Source organism: Maribacter hydrothermalis, from assembly GCF_001913155.1.
GTDB lineage: Bacteria > Bacteroidota > Bacteroidia > Flavobacteriales > Flavobacteriaceae > Maribacter > Maribacter hydrothermalis.
The window spans coordinates 4,176,138-4,198,615 of the sequence record NZ_CP018760.1 but is presented as its reverse complement, the minus strand read 5'-3'; the positions used below and the strand labels follow the sequence as shown (position 1 = coordinate 4,198,615).

Annotated in this window: 23 protein-coding genes; 10 read left to right on the top strand and 13 right to left on the bottom strand. The window is 32.1% G+C overall.

Features of this window, described 5'->3' with window-relative positions; all coding sequences use genetic code 11:
- Positions 1-5 precede the first annotated feature (5 nt).
- On the bottom strand, positions 6-824 hold the full coding sequence (panB, locus tag BTR34_RS18120) for a 3-methyl-2-oxobutanoate hydroxymethyltransferase (protein ID WP_068484688.1): 819 nt from the start codon (positions 822-824) through the stop codon (positions 6-8).
- 129 nt (positions 825-953) lie between these two features.
- Here panB and BTR34_RS18115 point away from each other — a divergent pair, with 129 nt between their 5' ends.
- Positions 954-1,421 carry a 3-methyl-2-oxobutanoate hydroxymethyltransferase gene (locus BTR34_RS18115; protein WP_068485012.1) on the top strand — a complete coding sequence of 156 codons (468 nt, stop codon included), beginning with the start codon at positions 954-956 and terminating at the stop codon, positions 1,419-1,421.
- A 13-nt stretch (positions 1,422-1,434) separates the two neighbouring features.
- Here the strand turns inward: BTR34_RS18115 and BTR34_RS18110 are convergent, their stop codons facing one another.
- On the bottom strand, positions 1,435-2,469 hold the full coding sequence (locus BTR34_RS18110; RefSeq protein ID WP_068484689.1) for a ThuA domain-containing protein: 1,035 nt from the start codon (positions 2,467-2,469) through the stop codon (positions 1,435-1,437).
- Positions 2,470-2,642: 173 nt separating this feature from the next.
- Between BTR34_RS18110 and BTR34_RS18105 the strand changes: the two genes are divergently transcribed.
- Complete coding sequence (locus BTR34_RS18105; RefSeq protein ID WP_068484690.1) at positions 2,643-3,173, top strand: hypothetical protein; 531 nt, start codon at positions 2,643-2,645, stop codon at positions 3,171-3,173.
- 27 nt (positions 3,174-3,200) lie between these two features.
- Here the strand turns inward: BTR34_RS18105 and BTR34_RS18100 are convergent, their stop codons facing one another.
- Positions 3,201-4,241, bottom strand: coding sequence for an alpha/beta hydrolase (locus BTR34_RS18100; protein WP_068484691.1), 1,041 nt, complete (start codon positions 4,239-4,241; stop codon positions 3,201-3,203).
- Between the two features lie 125 nt (positions 4,242-4,366).
- Positions 4,367-4,996, bottom strand: coding sequence for a GyrI-like domain-containing protein (locus BTR34_RS18095; RefSeq protein WP_068484692.1), 630 nt, complete (start codon positions 4,994-4,996; stop codon positions 4,367-4,369).
- Between the two features lie 307 nt (positions 4,997-5,303).
- Between BTR34_RS18095 and BTR34_RS18090 the strand changes: the two genes are divergently transcribed.
- Positions 5,304-6,308 (top strand): sugar kinase, encoded by a 1,005-nt coding sequence (locus BTR34_RS18090; RefSeq protein ID WP_068484693.1) that lies wholly within the window; start codon positions 5,304-5,306, stop codon positions 6,306-6,308.
- A gap of 62 nt (positions 6,309-6,370) precedes the next feature.
- Here BTR34_RS18090 and BTR34_RS18085 read toward each other — a convergent pair whose 3' ends face one another.
- The 3 genes from BTR34_RS18085 to BTR34_RS18075 form a co-directional block, all read right to left on the bottom strand.
- A complete protein-coding gene (locus BTR34_RS18085) occupies positions 6,371-6,778 on the bottom strand; it encodes an SRPBCC domain-containing protein (RefSeq protein WP_068484694.1) in 408 nt (135 codons plus the stop codon).
- Between the two features lies 1 nt (position 6,779).
- Positions 6,780-7,136 carry an iron chaperone gene (locus BTR34_RS18080; RefSeq protein ID WP_068484695.1) on the bottom strand — a complete coding sequence of 119 codons (357 nt, stop codon included), beginning with the start codon at positions 7,134-7,136 and terminating at the stop codon, positions 6,780-6,782.
- Positions 7,137-7,204: 68 nt separating this feature from the next.
- Positions 7,205-8,194 carry a phosphotransferase gene (locus BTR34_RS18075; protein ID WP_068484696.1) on the bottom strand — a complete coding sequence of 330 codons (990 nt, stop codon included), beginning with the start codon at positions 8,192-8,194 and terminating at the stop codon, positions 7,205-7,207.
- 223 nt (positions 8,195-8,417) lie between these two features.
- On the opposite strand from BTR34_RS18075, the gene BTR34_RS18070 reads away from it, so the two are divergent.
- The 4 genes from BTR34_RS18070 (at position 8,418) to BTR34_RS18055 (ending at position 12,769) form a co-directional block, all read left to right on the top strand.
- Entirely contained in the window at positions 8,418-9,104 is a 687-nt protein-coding gene (locus tag BTR34_RS18070) for a response regulator transcription factor (protein WP_068484697.1), read from the top strand.
- 7 nt (positions 9,105-9,111) lie between these two features.
- Positions 9,112-10,491 carry a sensor histidine kinase gene (locus tag BTR34_RS18065; RefSeq protein WP_068484698.1) on the top strand — a complete coding sequence of 460 codons (1,380 nt, stop codon included), beginning with the start codon at positions 9,112-9,114 and terminating at the stop codon, positions 10,489-10,491.
- Between the two features lie 85 nt (positions 10,492-10,576).
- Positions 10,577-11,059 carry a hypothetical protein gene (locus BTR34_RS18060; protein WP_068484699.1) on the top strand — a complete coding sequence of 161 codons (483 nt, stop codon included), beginning with the start codon at positions 10,577-10,579 and terminating at the stop codon, positions 11,057-11,059.
- A 33-nt stretch (positions 11,060-11,092) separates the two neighbouring features.
- Positions 11,093-12,769 (top strand): SulP family inorganic anion transporter, encoded by a 1,677-nt coding sequence (locus tag BTR34_RS18055; RefSeq protein WP_068484700.1) that lies wholly within the window; start codon positions 11,093-11,095, stop codon positions 12,767-12,769.
- Positions 12,770-12,931: 162 nt separating this feature from the next.
- Here the strand turns inward: BTR34_RS18055 and BTR34_RS18050 are convergent, their stop codons facing one another.
- Positions 12,932-13,708, bottom strand: a complete 777-nt coding sequence (locus BTR34_RS18050) for a TIGR03915 family putative DNA repair protein (protein WP_068484701.1) — start codon at positions 13,706-13,708, stop codon at positions 12,932-12,934.
- Between the two features lie 209 nt (positions 13,709-13,917).
- Complete coding sequence (locus BTR34_RS18045) at positions 13,918-15,177, bottom strand: putative DNA modification/repair radical SAM protein (protein ID WP_068485013.1); 1,260 nt, start codon at positions 15,175-15,177, stop codon at positions 13,918-13,920.
- A gap of 140 nt (positions 15,178-15,317) precedes the next feature.
- On the opposite strand from BTR34_RS18045, the gene BTR34_RS18040 reads away from it, so the two are divergent.
- A complete protein-coding gene (locus tag BTR34_RS18040) occupies positions 15,318-16,085 on the top strand; it encodes an XRE family transcriptional regulator (protein WP_068484702.1) in 768 nt (255 codons plus the stop codon).
- A 9-nt stretch (positions 16,086-16,094) separates the two neighbouring features.
- On the opposite strand, the gene BTR34_RS18035 is transcribed toward BTR34_RS18040, so the two are convergent.
- A complete protein-coding gene (locus tag BTR34_RS18035) occupies positions 16,095-16,520 on the bottom strand; it encodes a GNAT family N-acetyltransferase (RefSeq protein ID WP_068484703.1) in 426 nt (141 codons plus the stop codon).
- Positions 16,521-17,020: 500 nt separating this feature from the next.
- On the opposite strand from BTR34_RS18035, the gene BTR34_RS18030 reads away from it, so the two are divergent.
- On the top strand, positions 17,021-17,569 hold the full coding sequence (locus BTR34_RS18030) for a substrate-binding periplasmic protein (RefSeq protein WP_394333943.1): 549 nt from the start codon (positions 17,021-17,023) through the stop codon (positions 17,567-17,569).
- 249 nt (positions 17,570-17,818) lie between these two features.
- Here the strand turns inward: BTR34_RS18030 and BTR34_RS18025 are convergent, their stop codons facing one another.
- From BTR34_RS18025 to BTR34_RS18015, 3 genes are all read right to left on the bottom strand, one after another.
- Positions 17,819-18,520: a hypothetical protein gene (locus BTR34_RS18025; RefSeq protein ID WP_068484705.1), complete on the bottom strand. Its 702-nt coding sequence runs from the start codon at positions 18,518-18,520 to the stop codon at positions 17,819-17,821.
- A 74-nt stretch (positions 18,521-18,594) separates the two neighbouring features.
- A complete protein-coding gene (gene ggt, locus BTR34_RS18020) occupies positions 18,595-20,286 on the bottom strand; it encodes a gamma-glutamyltransferase (RefSeq protein ID WP_068484706.1) in 1,692 nt (563 codons plus the stop codon).
- 61 nt (positions 20,287-20,347) lie between these two features.
- Complete coding sequence (locus BTR34_RS18015) at positions 20,348-20,944, bottom strand: acyl carrier protein phosphodiesterase (protein WP_068484707.1); 597 nt, start codon at positions 20,942-20,944, stop codon at positions 20,348-20,350.
- Positions 20,945-21,038: 94 nt separating this feature from the next.
- Between BTR34_RS18015 and glmM the strand changes: the two genes are divergently transcribed.
- Positions 21,039-22,427 (top strand): phosphoglucosamine mutase, encoded by a 1,389-nt coding sequence (glmM, locus tag BTR34_RS18010; protein ID WP_068484708.1) that lies wholly within the window; start codon positions 21,039-21,041, stop codon positions 22,425-22,427.
- Positions 22,428-22,478: the final 51 nt, after the last annotated feature.

The window sequence follows — 22,478 nt, the reverse complement described above, 5'->3', positions numbered from 1 at the left end:
ATCAATTAATACTGTTCGTCATCATTAGGGAAATCTTGACTTTTTACATCACTTACGTAATTAGAAATTGCATTTCCCATTTCTTCGTAAAGATTCATATAACGGCGTAAAAAACGTGGGTTAAATTCATGCGTCATGCCTAATAAATCGTGTACCACTAATACTTGTCCGTCTGCATATTTTCCGCCTCCAATTCCAATGGTAGGTATAGTTAAGCTTTCAGAAACACTTTTGGTTAATCTTGCAGGGATTTTTTCTAATACTATACCAAAACAGCCTAGTTTCTCTAGTAATTTGGCATCTTCTATCAATTGTTCTGCTTCTTCCTCTTCTTTAGCGCGAACGGTATATGTGCCAAATTTATAGATAGATTGTGGCGTTAATCCTAAATGGCCCATTACGGGTATACCTGCAGCTAAAATTCTTTTTACTGATTCTTTGATTTCTGCACCACCTTCAAGTTTTACTGCATGGGCGCCACTTTCTTTCATTATTCTAATTGCTGACCGTAAAGCCTCTTTTGGGTCGCTTTGGTAGCTTCCAAAAGGTAGATCAACGACTACTAAAGCTCGTTCGACAGCTCTAATAACAGATGAGGCATGGTATATCATTTGGTCTAAAGTAATAGGTAAAGTAGTTTCGTGACCAGCCATAACATTACTAGCAGAGTCACCTACTAAAATAACATCAACTTTTGCAGCATCAACAATTTTCGCCATAGAAAAATCATAAGCAGTTAGCATGGAGATTTTCTCTCCATTCTTTTTCATATCCACTAATGATTTTACTGTAACTCTTTTATATTCTTTCTTTGCTGTAGACATAGTTTGTTTTTGATTAAGTGCTATAAAAGTAAGGAGTTTTATGAGAATAATGAGGATTATATAAAAAGGCTTTTAGGTTAAATTATAAACTATTTGTCTAATTTTAGAATAGTAAATAAAACCATGATTATGAAAAATATACTGTTTTTAATCTTTTGTTTATTAACTATTTCGGTCTTGGCACAGTCTGAGGAAGAGCAAAAAGTAAAGCAAACTATTGTAGATTTTTTTAGTGCCTTTCATGCTCAAGATTCAATAGCCATAAAAAATACCACTTATTCTCCGGTAGTGTTACAAACTATTAGTTTGGATAAAGAAGGGAAATCAATCTTAAAGAATGAAGATTTTAATGATTTTTTAAAATCGATTATCAGCATACCAGATTCTATTGCCTTTCAAGAACGGATTACAGATTTTTCTATACAAATAGATGGTACAATGGCCAATGCTTGGACACCATATGAATTTTGGTTAAATAATAAATTTCATCACTGCGGGGTAAATTCTTTTCAACTATTAAAAGTTGAAAGCGCATGGAAAATTATATATCTCATTGATACCCGAAGAAAAGACGATTGTGACACAAAAACGGAATAAAGATTTACTAATCTTATTTCCAATTTCTAGAAGACGTTACGTCCTCCGTAGGGAAATCTTTTGGGATTTCTTGGGTTACAGCACCTGTTGCTGCCCATTCGGTACCACGTTGTAAAGTTGTTATAAAACCAGCGCATTCCATCGAATAATCAAAATGGCCTAAAGTAGAATGGAAAACCCTTCCCTTTCCGTAATTAATTGCCATTAGTTGTGGTACATGTTGGCCAAGACCTTTTATGGTAGGGTCCCATGGTGGTGCATTTTTTTCAACATCGGCAAAAGCAGTAGCCAAAATAGTAGCATTTTCAAAAGGTCCCCTCATACGTTCGTATAATTCATCGGGCGTATGTAACCATTTATTTGGTAAACCTTTCATAATTGGGTGTTCTAGGGCTCTTGTCGTTAATTGAAATTCATTTTCAAGTCCATGAGAACCGCAAACCCCTTCTGAATTATCTTCAATTAATTCGCCAGCATCATTATAATAAACATAGGGGCCTGAGCTTTCATCTCTGCCTCCCCAAGCACCCAGACCAATCATTTTATTAAATTCTTCCCAATCTCCCCAAGCGTTATTGGCAGCATGTATAACAACGAATCCACCGCCATTTTTCATATAATTTTCAAAATCCTTTCTAGTTTTTTCTGGCCATAACGGAGATTCAGCCCCTAAATTGGAAATTACCACGTCGTAGTCATTAAAATTGATAGAAAAGTCAGAGGTTTTTATTGGACTTTCTGAGAGTGGATATGTTTTATCTGTTAACGGGTAGGTTTCAATAAAATAATTATACGCTTCAGGTCTAGATTTCTTGTATTTAATACCTAAATAAACAGAATCTGTACGTTTTACATCCACTTCAAAAAGATTAGTTTGTTCTAAATAATCTTTCATCATCATTGTAGTTTTTGGCCATACATAATGATTGTTTTGACCATCAATTATCAATGCTTTTAATTTAATAGGTGGTTGTTCTAAAACTTCTTTTTTTTTCTCTGCACAAGAGAATAAGAAACAGAAAATTAATAATGTTATAATGTTTTTCATAAAGTAGTATTTCAAGTTAAAAAGGAAATTAAAATCGACTCTTTAAATGTACATGAAGTTAATAAGATTGCAAAACAGTATTTGTTACAAACATTATTCTTTAATAATCTTAAATCGTTTTGCAGATGATTAAAACAGCGTCTAAATTAGCAGAATAACTAATTAATAATATAATGAAAGTACTAGGAATAGGGTCAAGAATTTCTCATAACGAGCTTGGAAAAGGTGTAATTACTAACGTTTCTTCAAATCAATATTGGGTTACCTTTATGGACAAAGGTCTCGAAACTATTGAGATAAATAGTGATTTTGAAGTTATTGAAGCAGTTGAAGGAGAGGTGGATACTGTAAGTTTCTTTGATGTAGAAAGTTCTTTAGTTGCTATTCTTCAAAAATGGAGTGATACTACACAACGTGTAGCAATAGCGGATAAATGGAAAGGAGGTAATCTTATATTACAGCCTGGTGAGGCAGGAATTAGCAATAAAGAAATTCCTATAAACACCTTTTTTCATAAAATTGTAATGGTTCGTGACCGTATAAGGGTAATGGAACAGAAAATAAACTCAAGTAAAAATTTAGATGATCAAGAAAAGATAGACTTACAACAATATATTACTCGTATTTATGGCAGTTTAACCACATTCAACATACTTTTTAAAAATAAGAGTGATCATTTCGTTGGTGAGAAAAGTGAAAAATAAAGCTCTTATTGTATTTTATTTTTTAAATTAATTTTGAACCCTTAGATCTAGTATTACGTTGTATAGATTTTTTATAACAGCTTGATCAAAACCATGAGCTGCATTTTGTACCATATGATATTCTTTTCTAGGGGCTCTTAATTTTTCAAAATAAGGTTTATTCAACTCTTGTGAGGTAAGAATGTCATTTTCTCCCTGAACCATTATAACAGGTAGATGAAATGTTAGTCCATTTTTTATAAAGTTGATTTCAGAAACCATTGATTTAATACCAATCTGCTGATCACCTACAAAATTTAGAAAGGAGTAATCATCACCATTATATCTGTCTCTACTATCTTTATTATTATCATAAGTTGGTGCTATTTGCCACCAAGATGTAGGTATTTCTTTTGAAGTCTCTTTTTCATACTTTTTAATCATTTTAAATAACTGTCCATAATTTTTAGCTTTGGTATAAGGAGGTTTGCCTAAAGTTATTAGCTTTTCAATTATTGTACTATCTATATTTTTTTCAGCCAATTCAAGTACTTTAGAATAGGCATTTTCTACATTGTTAGAGAAATTAACAAACTGGGCATGACCAATATAAGCATGAAATAGTTCGGGTTGTTTTAAAACCATTTTGGTAGCTAGTATAGATCCCCATGAGGTTCCAACAATTATAATTTTTCTTTTATTTAGATACTTTATAAGGTGTTGGGCAAGTTCAATTCCATCATCGGTCATTTTCTCAACTTCTAGCGGATTATTTAAATAAAACTCCTCATTAATTTCATTTGGGGCGTTTTTACCAAATGTTTTTCCAGCACCTCGTTGATCCCAGTGTACGATTGTAAATTCTTTGGACCATTCACTAAAAATATTTTCTTTATAATGACTTAGTGTACTACCTGGTCCTCCGTGAATAAATAATATTACTGGGTTTTTTAAGTTTTCGCCCTTTATTGTAATCCATTGTTCTATTCCACCTATAGATAAAAAGCGCTCTTCTTTAATTTTATCTTGACTGAACAATGAAATACAACTCAACCAGAAATAAAACATAATAAAGAATTTGGTTTTCATCGATATGGTTTAAAAAAAATTGGAAGTAAGTTGCAAAGATATTTATCTATTTATTTAATAGAACAAGAATCCTAGTAGTTAATAAATTACGGTATTTTTAAATAAGAAATTTTAAATAAAATTGTTTACACTTGAAAACGCAAAATGGTTTTCAATTTGGCTTCATCTACTTTTCTAAAATCAGAAAGATATATTTCTTTATGAATTTTTGATTTACGTAGGAGACCCAGACTTTCAGCATAAGCTTCCATTTTTATAAATGATTCCTTTTCATTGTTATAACTACCAATGTGCAACATTTGTATAGAAGGACCTTCATTAATTGTTTTGAAGTGTAATTTGTTTAAAAGCTTTTGCGGTTTTTTCTTTTTTGTCAATTCTAACATTTCATTAAAAAAAGACTCATTCACAAAACTGGGTTGTCGTATCATTAGATCAAAAACTAATTCATCTTTATTAATTTTGCCTTTGAAATTTTGTTTTTCCTTTTCAGTAATATCCCATATTCCTTCCAATGGATAAACGGTCCAGTCTTTATAATTTTCAGGAGTATTTGATAATTTTTTAAGCGTCATTTTAATGGCGTAGGAGACACTATACAATGCCTGAATGTGTTCGTTAAAATAATCGCTATTTGGATTTCCTTGGCCATGTAAAGTAATAAATTGATATTCTGGTATGGTAATCAACTCTGGTTTAGTTTTAGGCAGGTAAATTGACTTTTCTTTTTTTCGCCATTCATGTTTTACTTGCATTTTTCAGTACTTTTTAAAATAACTATTATTAGGTTTTCATATTGAAAATAAAACTCAGTTAGGATAGGTAATTGAAACTAAGAAAAAAATATTGCCTGATAATTTATAATCATTGATTTAATTGTAATGTAAGTAAAATTATATATTATAATACGATATTTAATGACAAGCTTACCATTTATATTTTTATTGCCAAATAAGATTTTTAAGTTACAAATCTTAGTTTTTGAAGGGTAGTGCAGAAAACTTTTTTAATTAGAAGTTGTTATTTGTTAGTCATTAGGTATTTTAGGCTTAAAATTATATAATGGGTCAGATTATTACATTCGGCGAGGTATTAATGCGAATTTCACCTAGAGGAAATAAAAAGTTTATTCAATCTAATATTGTTGAATTTTATTTTGGAGGTACGGAGTTGAACGTAGGTATTTCTATAGCTAATTTTGGAGGAAATGTTAAACATATAAGTGCTGTTTCAGATGATTTTATAGGGGATACAGCCCTAACATACATTCGTAAATTTGGCGTTGATACTACTTCAATAATAAGGTCAAAACGCCCTTTAGGTGTATATTTTTTAGAAGTAGGCGCTGTAATAAGACCAAGTATGATTTCTTATAACCGCTCGCATTCTGCATTTTCAGAAATAGACCCACCAAAAGTAAATTGGGAGAATGCATTAGAAGATGGTGAATGGATGCATTGGACGGGTATAACACCAGCACTATCTAAAAATTCTTTCGAAATTCTTAAAGAAGGTTTAAAGCTAGCTAGAGAAAAAGGTATGGCAGTTTCTGCTGATCCAACATACAGAAATGGATTGTGGAAATATGGGCAAGACCCTAAAGAAGCATTAATTGAGCTTCTAAATTACTCCACAATTTTTATTGGCGGTGTAAATGAAATTAACGAAGTTTTAGGTACCGAATTTGGTTATGGAAATGAAGATTTTATTGAAGCAAGTAAACAATTAATGATAGCTTTCCCTTCAATCGAAAAAGTATTCGATAAAATTAGAACTTCTTTAAATTCGTCATGGCATAAAATAAGAGCTAGAATGTGGAATGGCATAGAATTTAGAGAAACAATAGATATAGATATTACCCATGTTGTTGACCGTATTGGCACTGGAGATGCTTTCGCTGCAGGATTAATTTACGGGTTACAAAAGTATGATGATTATAAGGCAATGGAATTTGCTAGCGCAGCATGTGCATTAAAACATACTTATGAAGGCGATGTAAATTTTGCAACAGTAGATGAAGTAAATAATATTCTAGGTGGTAATATTACAGGTCGTTTAGTTCGGTAATTTGAGAACAGCTTAATAAATAATAAACAATAAAGAATCTATTTAGTAGACTCAAGCCTTTTTTAATTATTTTCTACATAAATTTTAAAGTTATTAAGGATTGATTGCCAGCCAGCTTTTTGCATGTCAATAGAATTTTCAGTTTCTGGTACAAATACTATTTCGACTTTTGTGGAATCCTCAATTTCTGTAAAATCTACACGTACACTCCTTTTTGCAAACTCATATTCAAAATAGTTAAAAGGCACCACTTCTGTGTAAATTCCTTTCATATCGAACCCAAAACTTTTGTCTTTTGCTTCCATTCTTACATTATAAACCCCGCCTACTTCTAAGTTGTTTTCAGCATTAGGGCAGCACCAATCCTCAGAAGCAAAATTCCAATTTACTATATGTTTAGGGTCGGTATAAAGTTCCCAAACCTTTTTTATATCTGATTTTATGACAGTATGTATTTTAATTTTCTCCATATTATTTAATGCTATTTTCTGAAACTCTAAAAATGATAATATTTGTAATCAAATTTACCGGTAAAGGTTGATTAAAGGGAAATTGAACAGAACCTTTTCCTTGTTTATAGATAGAAAGTTCTTTACTAAACTTTTGATGCCCTGTTGGTGTCGCATAAAACCCAATATGATTTGCAAATCCACCAAAATAGACCAACGGCTTATTATTTAATTTATATGCTGGCATTCCGTATGAGATGCTTTCAATAGCTTCTGGTGCATTTAATTTAATAAGTTCTCGGACTGTTTTTAGCTTTTGTTGAATATCCAAGGAAAAGCTACCAATGTACTTGTCTACGGTATTTAGTTCTTTTTTCATATAGCTATAGCATTGAACAGTCATAACAATTTAAGGTAAAAGCTACCAATAAAATGACTAACATTAAATTATTTATAAACAGAAAGCGTTTCGCTTAAATTATGATAGGAAAGCCAAGATTTGATTCTACCGATATACATTTTTAGGTAGTTTTCAGTTAAAAATATATTTGACCAGTCAAATCGTTGTGCTTGTACACCTAAGTAAAAAATAAAAATAGACGCCCCAAAAACCGGAATTAAATCAAGTTCACTTTTTGATAAAGTTTTAATATTTTGATAACCATCAAGAAATCTTTTTACTTTTATTTCATATTCACTCTTGTCAGTTTCAATAAAAAATAGCTGTTTGCAAAAGTAAGCAACATCTAAAAGCTGAGTTCCATTACCACAAAAGTCAAAATCGAAAAGTGTAATTTCTTTTTCATTTGCAACCGACATATTATCATACCATAGATCCATATGCATAATGCCGGAATTTAAATGAGTATAATCGGAGTCGTTAAAAGATTCTTTGAAATTTTTAATGAACTCCATTTCTGGTAATTTATTTGAGAAAAAATGTAAAAGCTTCTGGTAGGGTTGTTCTAATAAAGATTGTTTATTGTATGTTTTTCTTTCAATTGTTGTATTCATAGTTAATTTATGAAACCTACCCATTAACGAACCTATATAGGTTAAGGTTTTATGGTTCATATGCCTAAGTTTTTCTCCTTCGGCAAATGAAAAAAGTACTATATACCTAATACCCTCGGGTGCGTTAATTTCTTGAATAAATTGCACAATACGATCTTTTAAAGGATAGGAAATAGCGATTTCATTTGTTTTTAAGAGTTTTAGAAGTTTTAATTCTGCATTAATCTCTCTCTTGGACCTCCATTTATGGCTATAAACTCTTATTACATATTTTATTTCCTTGTTAGTTAGAAAATAGGTGTGGTTTATGCCTGATCTAAACAAGTTGCATTGTAATTGTTTAGAAAGACTATATTGTTCAATAACAAATTCACCTAATTCTTTGGCTGATAGGGTAGATGTGATGACCGGAAAATCTATCATTAGTTTTAATAAATACTATATATATAAGCTTACAATAAAATTACAAGTTAAACTTTTATTAGCGGCATTAAATTCATTGTTATAACTTAAGAATCAGGTATGTTTTTTTAAGTTTAGTAGGATATATTTATTATAATTCTAATGTAATTCTAATTTCATATACAAATCTTAATACTATGAATAAGATATATTTGTAATATAAACACCATTTAAATCTACCGCAATCGCAAAACAAATTTTAGTTATAGAAGATGAGCCGAATGTGGCGGCATTTATTAGTCAAGGTTTACAAGAATCTGGCTACAAGGTATTCGTTGCTTATGATGGTATCAATGGTTTGGAATTATTGAAACAGAAAGAAATTGACTTGGTGGTTTTAGATGTAATTTTGCCTGGTATAGATGGTAGAGAAGTTGCTAAGAAAATAAGACAATTAGGATATGATTTGTTACCCATAATAATGTTGACCGCATTAGGGGCAACAGAAAATATTGTAAAAGGTTTAGATGCCGGTGCGGATGATTATTTAGTAAAGCCATTTAAATTTAAAGAGCTATTGGCGAGAATTAGGGCTAGAACAAGAAAAAAGGGTTCTTTAGGTTTTACAAACAACATCTTATTGTTGGAAGATTTAGAGTTGAATATGGATGCTAGGACGGTTAAACGGGCAAACAATGAAATTAATTTGACGTCAACAGAATTTAGATTGTTAGAATATTTACTAAAAAACAAGAATAGGGTTCTAAGCCGTATTGATATATTGGAGAGTGTATGGGATATCAATTTTAATATGGGGACTAACGTTGTGGATGTCTATGTTAATTATCTTAGAAATAAGATAGATAAACCATATGAGAAAAAACTTATACATACCGTTATTGGAATGGGATATATTGTAAAGAGTGATTAATTAATGTATGCAGTTAAGAACAAAAATAACTTCCATTTTTATATTGTTAACAAGCTTATTCTTAATAGGCATATTCATCCTTATATATTATAACTCAAAAAAATATACGGAAAGCGAATTTTATTTGCGACTAAGTCAAAGAGCAACAATAGCGGCTCAAGCCTATTTAGAAGGCAATAAATCCAATATTGATATTTACGATGATATTAGAATTCGCCATTTGCAAACTCTTCCCAATGAAAAGGAGGTTATATATCCAGTAGATGGTAAAAAAAAGTTACCCTTAATAGAATTTGATAAATCGTTGCCAGAAAGCTTCTTTTCTGAAATTTTTGGTGAGCAATACGCAGAATTAAAACAAGGCGAGTATTACTATACAGGGCTACTTTTTCATGACCTACAGGGCGATTTTATTGTTGTTTTATCAGCAACAGATCTTTATGGTTTTGGTAAGTTAGATAATTTAAGAAATACACTTATTCTGGCCTTTTTTATTAGTATGGTTTTCATTTTTATATTAGGAAATTACTTTGCAAAGCAAGCATTGAGTCCTATTTCAAAAATTATAAAAGAGGTGAATTCTATACGAGCCGAAAATTTATCGCAGCGTTTAGATATTAGTAATGGTAAGGATGAGCTTGCTCAATTAGCCATAACATTTAATAATATGTTAGATAGGCTTCAAATATCTTTCGACCTTCAAAATAATTTTATTAACAATGCATCTCATGAATTAAGAAACCCACTTACGGCAATACTAGGGCAAACTGAAATTGCTCTTTATAAAAAGAGAGACGATTTAGAGTACAAGTCTATATTAAAGAATATTGAACGTGAGGCATCTCGGTTAGATTTTTTAGTGAACGGATTATTAAAACTTGCTCAAACTGATTTTGAGTCCAAAGGGTTCTTAATAGAGCCTATTCGACTTGACGAGATGATTTTGAATATTAAGAAAAACTTAGATGTTGCAATAATCAATAATAAAATTGAACTAGATTTTGAAGGCATGCCAGACAATGAGGCTGCTATAACGGTAATGGGTAGTGAGTCGTTGTTAAAAGTTGCCTTAGGTAATATTCTAGAAAATGCCTGTAAGTTTTCTAATAATAGAAAGGTGTCAGTTAAAATTACTTCCGATACAAATACCGTAATGCTTAACATTAAAGATTCTGGAATAGGTATCCCAGAAGATGAGTTGAAAAACATATTCGAGCCATTTTTTAGGGCTTCAAATGTTAGGGACATAAAGGGGTTCGGGTTTGGTCTTCCGCTTGCATACCGCATTATTAAGATGCATTCTGGGGAAATAAGGTATGTGTCTCAAATTGATTTAGGAACCTTGGTAAAAATAAAATTACCCAACAAAAAGATTACTAATTCTTAGAATATTATAATTCTAATCTCATTCTAATTCCGCTCTTATGCGGTTCTAACTTTTGGCAATTATGTTTGTTTAAAAGCTAGAAAAGATGAGAAAAATACTAATTCCAACAGATTTTACAGTTGATTCATTACAACTAATTGAGTACGCAATTTTAAATTATCCCGATACAAAGCTGGATATAGTATTAATTGCGGGTTATAGACTACCCGACACCCGTTGGGGAATTGCTCATTTTAGTAAAACGGATAAAGTTCGTAAGCAAGTAAGTAAAAGTTTTAAAGATTCTCAAAGGCGCATAGAAATTGAGCATAAAATTAATATTGAGACAGTTTCTTTTGATTTATTTACCGGACTTAATTCATGTGCCTTTCAAAACTTTTTAGAACAAATTAATGTTGAAGATGCAATAGTGCCAAAACAAAAGGTTTTATCTGGGACGAACAAAAGATGGTTCGATACTACAAATTTTATTAAAAAAAATGTAAAAAATGTCATCGAAGTTCCAATTGAACAATCAGCGGAAATTACAGATAAGAAGTATTCATTTATAGGTCTGTTTAACCTATAGCCTCCATTAACTAATAAATTATAAAAAGTTACTATGAAAGATTTTTCAACAAAATATTTTAAGTCTGATATTAAATCAGGTTTAGTCGTTTTTTTAGTTGCACTACCTTTATGTTTAGGTATTGCTTTGGCAAGTGGTGCTCCCTTGTTTTCCGGTATTATTTCTGGCGTGGTGGCAGGTATAGTGGTAGGTATGCTCAGTGGTTCACAATTAAGTGTTTCTGGTCCAGCGGCCGGCTTAACTGCAATTGTTTTAGCAGCTATAGCAACTTTGGGCTCGTTTGAGGTTTTTTTACTTGCTGGTTTTTTGGCAGGTGTTATACAAATTATCTTAGGCTTTTTAAAGGCAGGGGTACTATCCAATTATTTACCTTCAAATGTAATTGAAGGAATGTTGGCGGCAATTGGTATTATAATAATCCTATCTCAAATACCACATGCCGTAGGTTTTGATGAAATGCACGAAGGAGATTATTTCTTTATAAATGCTGCCGGTGACCATCAACTGTTCGTTACTTTAGCTAATACCATTAATTTTATTCACCCAGGAGCGATAATTGTGGTCTTAGTGTCTTTAGCAATTCTTATAGCTTTTTTGAAAGTTCCGTTTTTAAAAAGGTTAAAATCTATACCTGGTGCTTTAATAGCTGTATTGGCGGGAATATTAATCAACGAAACTTTCAAAGCAACTGGCTCATCTTTGGTAATTAGCCAGGATCATTTAGTAAGTTTACCAGTTCCAGAATCGATGACCCAGTTCTGGAGTCAATTTAGTCTTCCAGATTTCACACAAATATTAAATATGGATGTGTGGGTCGTTGCCATAACGATTGCTGCGGTAGCTAGTATTGAAACTTTGTTGTGTATAGAAGCGGCCGATAAATTAGACCCTTTAAAACGATATACAAATACAAATAGAGAATTAAAAGCTCAAGGTGTTGGCAACATGCTAAGTTGTTTAATTGGGGGTATCCCGGTAACTTCCGTAATTGTTAGAACATCGGCAAATATTAATTCTGGAGGAAAGACTAAAATTGCGGCGATTTCCCATGGGGTATTTTTATTAGTGGCAGTCCTTGCAATTCCATTTTTATTGAATAAAATACCATTAGCATCACTTGCGGCGGTTTTATTGGTTATCGGGTTTAAATTGGCAAGCCCACAAAAGTTTATCCATATGTGGCAGAATAGTAAAAAGTTTCAGTTTATACCTTTTGTCGTTACGGTGGTGGCAATTGTAATGACCGACTTATTAGTAGGTGTTGGTATTGGATTAGCAGTTAGCGTATACTTTATATTAAGAGGTAATGTTAAGTTGGCATATTTTTTCAAAAAAGACAAGCATAAAAAGGGGGAAACTATTAATATGGAATTAGCACAAGAAGTATCATTCTTAAATAAAGCGGCCATTAAGCAAACGTTCGCACATTTACCAGAAGGGAGTAATATTATAATTGATGCCTCTAGTACTGTTTATATAGATCATGATGTGCTCCAAATGATAAAGGAATTTGTTAATGAAGGCTCTATTGAACGAAATATATCTGTAATTCTCTTAGGTTTTAGAAAAGAGTATAGAATGGAAAATTCTGCTACCCATGTCACATCTGCTATGTCGGACAATGGCGAGTTGGTTTCACCTAATGGGGTAAGTAATGGAACAAAAGTTCCATCAAATATTTTGAAAGTTAGGGAATTGGCAACAGTATAAATTATTTCTTAATTGGGGGTAAACGGTGCTTTTATTTTTGTGACTTTGACTTCATTGTCATTAAAATACTTGTACCGTTTTTATTCTAACTTTTAATTATAAAATTTTGAGGTACCCCTACTAATAGCACAAGCAATTATTATAGAGCTAATAGTCATTAAATTATACAGCTACTTTTTTCTCTGAAAGATACTTCCAATATCTCTTTGGCACATGCTGAACATGAAGCTTCGTATTTATACGTGATTTAATGGTAGTACTTTTAAAATAATTGTTCCATAATTCTTGGTACTCATATTCCTCATTGGTAAAGGCTGAGTTTTTTTGTAGACTATTTTGAGGAATATCGGTTAAATCTAACGAAATAATTTCAACGGTATGTAAATTATAAAATAGTCCGTATTTACGTTTTAGGTCATAAATTATCCATTGCTGGTCTGCATATCGGTTTCTAAAGTGTTTTGAAATTAAAGGAAGCACATCAAAGTCGGGTTCTATATTCGCGAAGTATATATCATCTTTTGTTAATTGAAATCGTACAAAAGCTTCCATTCTGTGTTTTTCTCGACTTACTTTATGAGCAACATTATTAATTTTCAGCACTGCATCATCACTAAAATCTGTAGCGCCTAAATGTTTGCTACCCATTAGTTTTTGAATATAATAATAGAGTAGGGCTTCTATATTTTTCTGCTCGCTTAAAAACGAAAAGTAAATGTTTTTTATGGCAGTATTACTTTTATTACGAATACCATTCCATACACGTTGTGCTTTAGTGACATTAGTGAATATAGTTTCTGTTTCCGCAAATAAGCCACTTTGTAAATTCCCTTGTTTTTGTATATCGGCATTAGTGAGCTTTTGTTCAAAGCCAATAAAAACTGCCGTTAGGAAACCATTAAAACTACCATCGTAAATTAGAGTTTTTGTTGAATTCATAAGTGTTGTTTTAAAAGTTGAAGAAAAAGATTCTAGATACTATTTTAACTCTTTTTTTAATTTTACTCTTAAACATTACCATAGTATAGCCCATGGAAAGTATTTGACATTGAAGACGCGTTAAAACGATATTTAATATTGAAATATTTTGCGCATTTAAGGTGTTGTTTAAATTGTTCATGGTATGATTTTTTATATTAAGTATAACTTTAAACAAATAGGGATAATTGATTGTTGTATTGATTTTTAAATTTTCCATTTTGCGATTGAAGTATCATACTTCTTATCTTAGGTGCATCTAAGTCTCTACGCTCCCAATCATTAGAATTACAAATGATAAAATACTTTGCCCGGTTAAGTGCTATTCCCATTTTTTTTAAGTGGCTCCAATTCAAATTACGATACTTTCTACCGCTTATTATTTTACGAACTGAATCCATTCCTATACCAGGAATTCTAGCCAACATGTGCGCATCTACTTTGTTTATATCCACAGGAAAGTAATTTAAATTCCTAAGCGCCCACATTAATTTTGGATCTATATCCATATCTAAATTTGGGTTGTTCGCGTCTAAAATTTCAGTAACATTAAAACCATAAAAGCGTAATAACCAATCTGTTTGATATAGTCTATTTTCTCGTAACATAGGTACCTCTGAGCCTAAGGAAGGTAATCTGTTATCAGTAGATATAGGTACATAACCGGAATAATACACCCGTTTCATTTTGTAATTTTTGTAAAAATGGGTAGCAGAATACATGATATCTTTATCGCTTTCTCCCGTTGCACCGATGATCATTTGAGTGCTTTGACCAGCAGGCGCGTATTTTGCGGTGCTTTTTATTATTTTTCTCTCCTCTTTATAACGAATTATCTCGTTTTTCACTTTTAGCATAGGTTTAATAAAATCTTCATGCTTTTTATCTGGTGCTAATAATTTAAGGCCGGAGATAGTGGGGATTTCTATATTGACCGATAATCGGTCTGCATATAATCCGGCCTCATACATTAATTCATCACTCGCACCTGGTATTGATTTTAAGTGGATATATCCATTAAAATTTTCTTCTAAACGTAACTTTTTAGCTACAGCAATTAGGCGCTCCATGGTGTAATCCGCGCTTTTGAATATACCAGAACTTAAAAACAATCCTTCGATATAATTCCTTCTATAAAAATTAATGGTCAGGTCAACAACTTCTTGAATTTTAAAGGCAGCCCTTTTAATATCATTACTTTTTCGGGTAACACAATAGGCGCAATCAAAAATGCAATGGTTGGTTAAAAGTATTTTTAATAGAGAAACGCACCGACCATCCTCAGTATATGTATGGCAAATTCCAGTACCTGTATCTCCTAAGCCATTATTCTTGTTTTTACGATTACTACCACTGCTAGAACAAGACACGTCATATTTAGCTGCATCGGCTAAAATGTTCAATTTTTCTTTAATTCGTTTAAAATCCATATCCATTTGTAATTAATCCAAAAATATGGATATATTCCTAATTATGGAAATAATCCAATTAAATTTTTGGAAATAATCCATAAATAGTATATTTGAATTAGAATGAGGTATTTAGGTGCCGAAAGAAGCAGATTTAGACTATGGAAAACGAACTAACTTTAAAACGATTTACTGAGCTAAGGCGTGAGCTGGGCTATACTCAGGCAGATTTTGCGGCACTAATAGGAGTATCTAATACCACGGCGGATATAGAACGCGGTAGAACCAAACTTTCTGGTAAAGTGGTGTTAGAGTTGCTAAAACAATTTAAAATTAATCCACTTTGGTTATTTGGAGAAAGTGAAGAACAATATTTAGAGACTTCAAAGACTAGTGTAATACCGAAAGTGGTTACTGTAGATTCTGCAAATAGAGATAACATGGTTTTGGTAAATGCAAAAGCAGCAGCAGGTTATCCTCAAAACATTTCTGATACTAGCTGGTATCAACAATTACCTGCATTCGATTTACCTATTCCAGAATTTAGAAATGCTACCTATCGTGGTTTTCAAGTTGAGGGTGATAGTATGTTGCCAAATTTGCATCCTGGGGAATGGGTTTTGGCAAGGGCTATCGAACATGTAGATCATGTAAGTGCCAATAAAATGTATGTGGTTGTTTTACAAGATTCTATAATGGTCAAGAAAATTGAAAAGCGACCAAATTCAAATAACATTACCTTAGTCTCTTTAAACGAAACATACCCGCCATATGAGATTAAGCCATTTCAAATACAAGAAATTTGGGAGGTAAGTAGTAAAATAACATTCAATGTAGATGCAACAACAGATAGTGGATTATTACGACAATTACAAGAGTCTATGCAGGAATTAAAGAATCAATTACAGCACGTTAAAAAGGTTAATTAAAGTATAACTTTAATATTTTTTAATGTACATTCCGCTTTCTTTTAGTTTAAAACCTAAACTCTTATACAGAGAAATAGCGGCTGTCCTATGATGGCCACTAAAAAGTAATACATCATCTAATTTTTCTTTTTCAGCGTGCTCTAAAAGTCTTTCCATTAGTTTACGACCTAAGCCTTGGCCTCTATATTCAGACGATACTACTACATCTTCAATCATTCCTTTATGGCCGGAAACCACTTTGTATTTTGCCATCATAGCTATGCCAACCAATTTATCGTTATCTAAGCATATAACCACATCGGTTGTACCATAATCAGATAAAGCTGATATCATATCAAGTTGGGTTAATTCAGAATTTAGCTGTTTATAAAGTTCTGTTAATTGTGTTTGTAGCTTTTTGGTTACGTCTTTTTCTGAAATTAATTTTATAACCATCTGTATTTATTTAAGGTTCATATAAAAATACTTCATTTTACTTTGCTAAAAAGTAGATGGATATTAAAATGATCATATTTAAAAAAATGAAAATCTACCGCTTATCAAAAATACAATAGCTTTAATCTTCCTTTTAATGGTGGTAACTACAACTGTTTAAGAGAATAAACATAAATGGGTAATAAAAAATACAATTTCACATTCTAATTATTATGTGAGTATTTATTTAAGTATTATTTATTTAAATACTAATAATCAAATAAGTAGGAATTATTATTAGTTACAATTTTTTAAACAAAAAATTCTACTAAAACTATTTTGGAGATTTCTTCCTTCAAAAAGTTTATATCTTATGAAGTTAGGTTTTTTAACTTCCAAATCTTTGGAAGGCTATAAATATTGCTTTTAATTATTTTACCATGTGGCGTTTTATGATACATGTAAGAACTTAAGAATAATCTTAAAGTATTTAGTCATGGAAAAAGGGCAAATAGAATATATTGCAGTGGACTGCTATAATTTTTATTATGGTAGAAAACGGTGATAAAGCGCCAGCAACTAAATTAGGTAAGGTAACAGCTCTTATATTAATGTTTGGAGGTCTCTTATTTATATCAGGATTAACGGCAAGTATAGCATCTAGTTTAACCGTTAATCAACTTACAAACAACCCCAACGGATTTAATGAGTTTAAGGATAGGGCAGTAGGTACAATAGATAAATCAGGAACCGATATTTTTTTATCAGAACATTTTTTTAAGAATTTAAAAACATATTCAAATGTTAATCTTGGTTTGGAAGATTTAGAAAAAGGGGAGACTAAGGCTTTTCTGTATGACGAACCAATATTAAAGTATGCCATACAAAAAGACTCTACATTTAATAAAATAGTTTTGTTGCCGGTTAAGTTTGATGTGCAATTCTATGCATTCGGACTCCCTAAAACTCACATAGAACTTGAGCAGCGAATATCACAAAGAATTTTGGAAATAATTGAAACCGAAGAGTGGGATATAGCTTTAAATGAATATGGTTTAGCAGAATTTTAGCCTTTACGACGCTCTAATAAAACCATCATTATTAAACTTAGGATAATAATATCGTCATCAGTACCATTTGGTTTTTTTATTTCGCTCACTTTAAAACGACGGCCTACTAAAGATTCGACAAAGTGCCAATGTGAAAAGTAAAGTATACTGGGAATTTTTATTCCTGCATAAAAGTTAATGCATTAAATGAAAATGAATAACTCTTATTTTAATACTATATTTTATTACTTAATCAATTATTATTTGATTTTAATTGTAACCTTTTACCTCGCCCATAGTTATGTTCATTGGTCCGAAGGAATGACTAGTGGGCAAGTAGGCTCCGCTTTCGGTTTTTATCCAGCTATCCCAAGATGCTTCTAGTCCATCAATTGGGATAATTTTGGTCCAAAGTTGAAAACTTTTTGGCATTCCGCTAGTCTCTAATATCCATAAATAAGAATCTCCAGGTGTATCGCCACCTTGAGTATAGGTAACCAAAAGAGCTTCAGAACCGTCCTCTAAATCTACTAAGTAGCGTTCGGTACCACGATCAAATACTTTATATGGAGCAACAAGCCAAAAAGAGTCGTTGTTAAAATAACTTTGAGCATCAGCGATTAAATCTTGTGTCTTTTCGTATGAGGCAGGGGAGCCGTTAACAGTTGCAATGCTTGATTTAGGAGTAATTAAGTCTAAAATTACTTTATTATCATCCCAAGAAACGTGCACGGTAAATTTTTCTTTATCCCATTTATAAGTGTGATCACCTCTAAAAGACCATTCAATAATCTTTGTATTATTATATTTTTTATACTCTAATGCATCTAACATTCTGTAGGCTAATGCATCTGCTTCGGGTCCCGCCAACCCGGTAGGAATAGGTTTGTTATAGAGATAATAAAGTACACCAAAACAAATTATAATAAGGAGGACAAGTACAGCAAGTATTTTAAATAATTTTTTTATCATTTAGATTTTAATTATTTGATTTATAATTATTTATATGTAATTCTAAATGTGCAATTTTAAACATTTAGACTTATCTAAAAACCAACTGCGGCATCATCACCACGCTTATCTGCACCGCCTTCTAATTTTCCATTAGGCAATACTAAAATGGCATCGACTTTACCAATTATAGGAGTTCTTTCTTCGTTAATAATGTAGCCTTTTTCTATTAAATCTTCCTTTAAGGTTGCAGAAAAACCATTAGGCTCAAAGATGACCATATCTGGTAACCACTGGTGGTGAAAACGAGGGGCGTTCACTGCATTTTGCATACTCATATTAAATTCATATCCATTCAATATAGTTTGAGCCACGGCAGTAATAATTGTAGATCCACCAGGTGTACCAACAACCATCCATAATTTGCCATTACGTTCAACAATAGTTGGTGTCATACTACTTAACATTCTCTTCTCTGCTTCAATACTGTTTGCTTCCGCGCCAACCAGTCCAAACATATTAGGTATACCTGCTTTAGCGCTAAAATCATCCATTTCATTATTTAAAAAGAACCCTAATTCATCACAATACAATTTAGAGCCAAAATTGCCATTTAAAGTAGTGGTCACTGAAACTGCATTTCCTTCCGTGTCAATAATAGAGTAGTGGGTAGTTTCCATACTTTCCAATACCAGAACTTCGCCGTGTGCTACATCAGTAGATTTTGTGGCTTTTTCAAATGAGAAGTCAGACATCCTTTCCTTAATGTAGTTGTCTTTAAGTAAAACATCTAATGGAATCTCAACAAAGTCGGGATCTCCTAGATAATAATTTCTATCTGCATAAGATCGACGAGACGCTTCTGTGAATAATTGAATAGCCTTCTCAGAATTATGTCCAAATGAGGAAATGTCATGAGGTTCAATCATTTTAAAAATTTGATTCATAGTAACTCCACCGCTGCTCGGTGGCCCCATAGAAATAATATTTAAATCTCTGTATTTGAAAGTTATTGGTTGTCTCCAAACAACTTCATAATTGGCTAAATCCTCTTCTGTAACAAAACCTCCATTTGCTTGAATAAAGTTTGCCAATTTTTGAGCAATCTCTCCCTTGTAGAATCCGTCTCTACCTTGTTCAGCTATTGTACGTAATGTTTTTGCTAGCTGTGGATATTTTATAAGTTCCCCTTCTTTATAAACAGATGCAAACTTTGTGCTGTCGCTATTCACCTTAATAAAAACCTCTCGATAATTATCGAGCAATTCAGCTTGCTTTGTTGTAACAACAACACCATTTTCGGCCATTGAAATAACAGGTTCAAAAATATCTTTCAAGGGTAGTTTTCCAAATTTCTTATGTACTTCAATAATACCTGCCACTGAACCAGGAACACCAACAGATGTTGCTCCTAGTGTACTCATATCAGGAATTACATTTCCTAAAGAATCCAAGTACATATCTTTATGTGCGGATTTTGGAGCTTTTTCTCTAAAGTCTAATGAACCAATTTCTCCATTTGCTTTTCTATAAACCATGAATCCACCACCACTTATATTTCCAGCTCTTGGATATGCAACGGCAAGTGCCAATTGGGTTCCGATCATAGCATCAAAAGCATTACCACCTCTTTGCATAATGTCGCTACCTATTTTAGAAGCTTCTTCACGTGCTGAAACTACCATAGCTTGGTCAGTTACTAGGCCAGTAGGCGCAGGTGGATTTTCTTTACAGCTACCTAAAACTATTAATGCAGCTAGTATAAAAGTTAGTTTAAATTTACTCATAGATGGTTAAATTAAAAATTTAAATAAAGTTGGTTAAAATGTTTATTTATAGTTATATAGTTTATTTTTTATCTATTAAATAGTTATATTTTATTTTTGAATACGTTATTAATTCCTTGAAAAATTCTGTAAACTCCGCTTCGAACGCATCATAATGTTCTTCAAGGTCAAGAATGGCAAAATTCATTTTGGATTTATTCTTTGTTCTACGATTCATTCCATTTAACACATTAGCTATGCCGTCCATTTTAGAATAATTGAAAATCCAGTTATCCGAAATCATATAAGGCATCATTCTTTTAATTCCATCGGGTAAAATATCATAATTATCTTCTAAAAGATCATAGAAATCATCTACAAAAACATCTAATGGAATATCTGAATATTTTGTCCAATTCTTTGCTAAAAAGTGATCGTAATAAATGTCAACAATAACTCTACTATAATGACTGTAATTGGCATGTAATCGTTTGCTGCTAATTTTAGGTATAGGGTGGGAATCGGTATACGTATCTATATGGCGATGTAATTTTATGCCTTTCTGTACTTTAATAGGTAGGTGGTTATATTTATTACCTCGTATACTATCGGCTATAAAATTACCTATAGTGATTTCTTTGTCATTAAAAGAGAGGTATATATGTGCTAAAAAGTTCATTTGCCTAAATTATGCTTCTTAAATCGAATTTACAAAGAAGGACAATAGAGGTTAATACTAACCGTTTATATTTGCAAAAACTTATTAAGAATATATGACACTAATTAAATCTATTTCAGGAATACGAGGAACTATTGGAGGGAAGCCAGGAGATAATCTTACGCCAATTGATGCCGTAAAATTTGCAGCTTCTTACGGTATTTGGTTAAAGGACAATTCTAAAAAGGATAAATTAAAAGTAGTTATTGGTAGAGATGCGCGGTTATCTGGTGAAATGATTCAGAACTTAGTGGTATCTACATTGGTAGGTTTAGGGATTGATGTGGTAGATTTAGACTTGTCCACAACACCAACAGTTGAAATTGCAGTGCCTATGGAAAAGGCTGATGGCGGTATTATACTAACGGCTAGCCATAATCCTAAACAATGGAATGCGCTTAAATTATTGAATGAAAAAGGAGAATTCTTAGATGCTGCTCAAGGTGCTAAGATTTTGGAAATAGCAGAAAAAGAGGATTTTGATTTTTCCGATGTGGATGATTTAGGTGAAATTACAAGAAACGATAGTTATATTGATATACATATAGATGAAGTTTTAAACCTTTCTTTGGTAGATGCCGAAGTGGTGAAAAAAGCTAAATTTAAAGTAGTAGTGGATGGTGTTAATTCTACAGGAGGGATTGCAATTCCAAAACTTTTAAAAGAATTTGGAATTGAAGTAGTTGAATTATATTGTGAACCTACAGGTCATTTTCCACATAATCCAGAGCCTTTAAAGGAACATTTAAAAGATATCTGTGACTTAGTTGTAAAAGAAAAGGCAGATTTTGGTATTGTAGTAGATCCAGATGTTGATCGCTTGGCATTTATAAGCAACGATGGTGAAATGTTTGGTGAAGAATATACCTTGGTTGCATGTGCAGACTACGTCCTCGGTAAAACTAAAGGTAATACGGTTTCTAACTTATCATCTTCAAGAGCCTTAAGAGATATTACCCAAAAGCACGGTGGAGTCTATGAGGCTGCTGCAGTTGGCGAAGTAAACGTGGTAACTAAAATGAAAGCTAATAAAGCCATTATAGGTGGTGAAGGTAACGGAGGTATTATTTATCCAGAAAGCCATTACGGTAGAGATTCTTTAGTAGGTACTGCATTATTCTTAATGCTTATGGCAGAAAAAGGAGGAACGGTAGCTGAATTAAGAGCTAGTTACCCTAGTTACTTTATGAGTAAAAAGAAAATAGAATTAACTCCTGGATTGGATGTAGATGGTATTTTGAAGTCTATGGCTGAAAAATATGCAAATGAAGAATTATCAACTATAGACGGCGTTAAAATTGATTTTGCGGAGAATTGGGTTCATTTAAGAAAATCTAATACAGAACCAATTATAAGAATTTATACAGAAGCTAAAAGTCAAACCGAAGCGGATGGATTAGCAGACCGAATAATTGATGAAATAAAATCGATAGCAGGTTTATAAAATTTAATTTTTAATAAAGAAAAACCGGAAATAGTTAAACTGTTTCCGGTT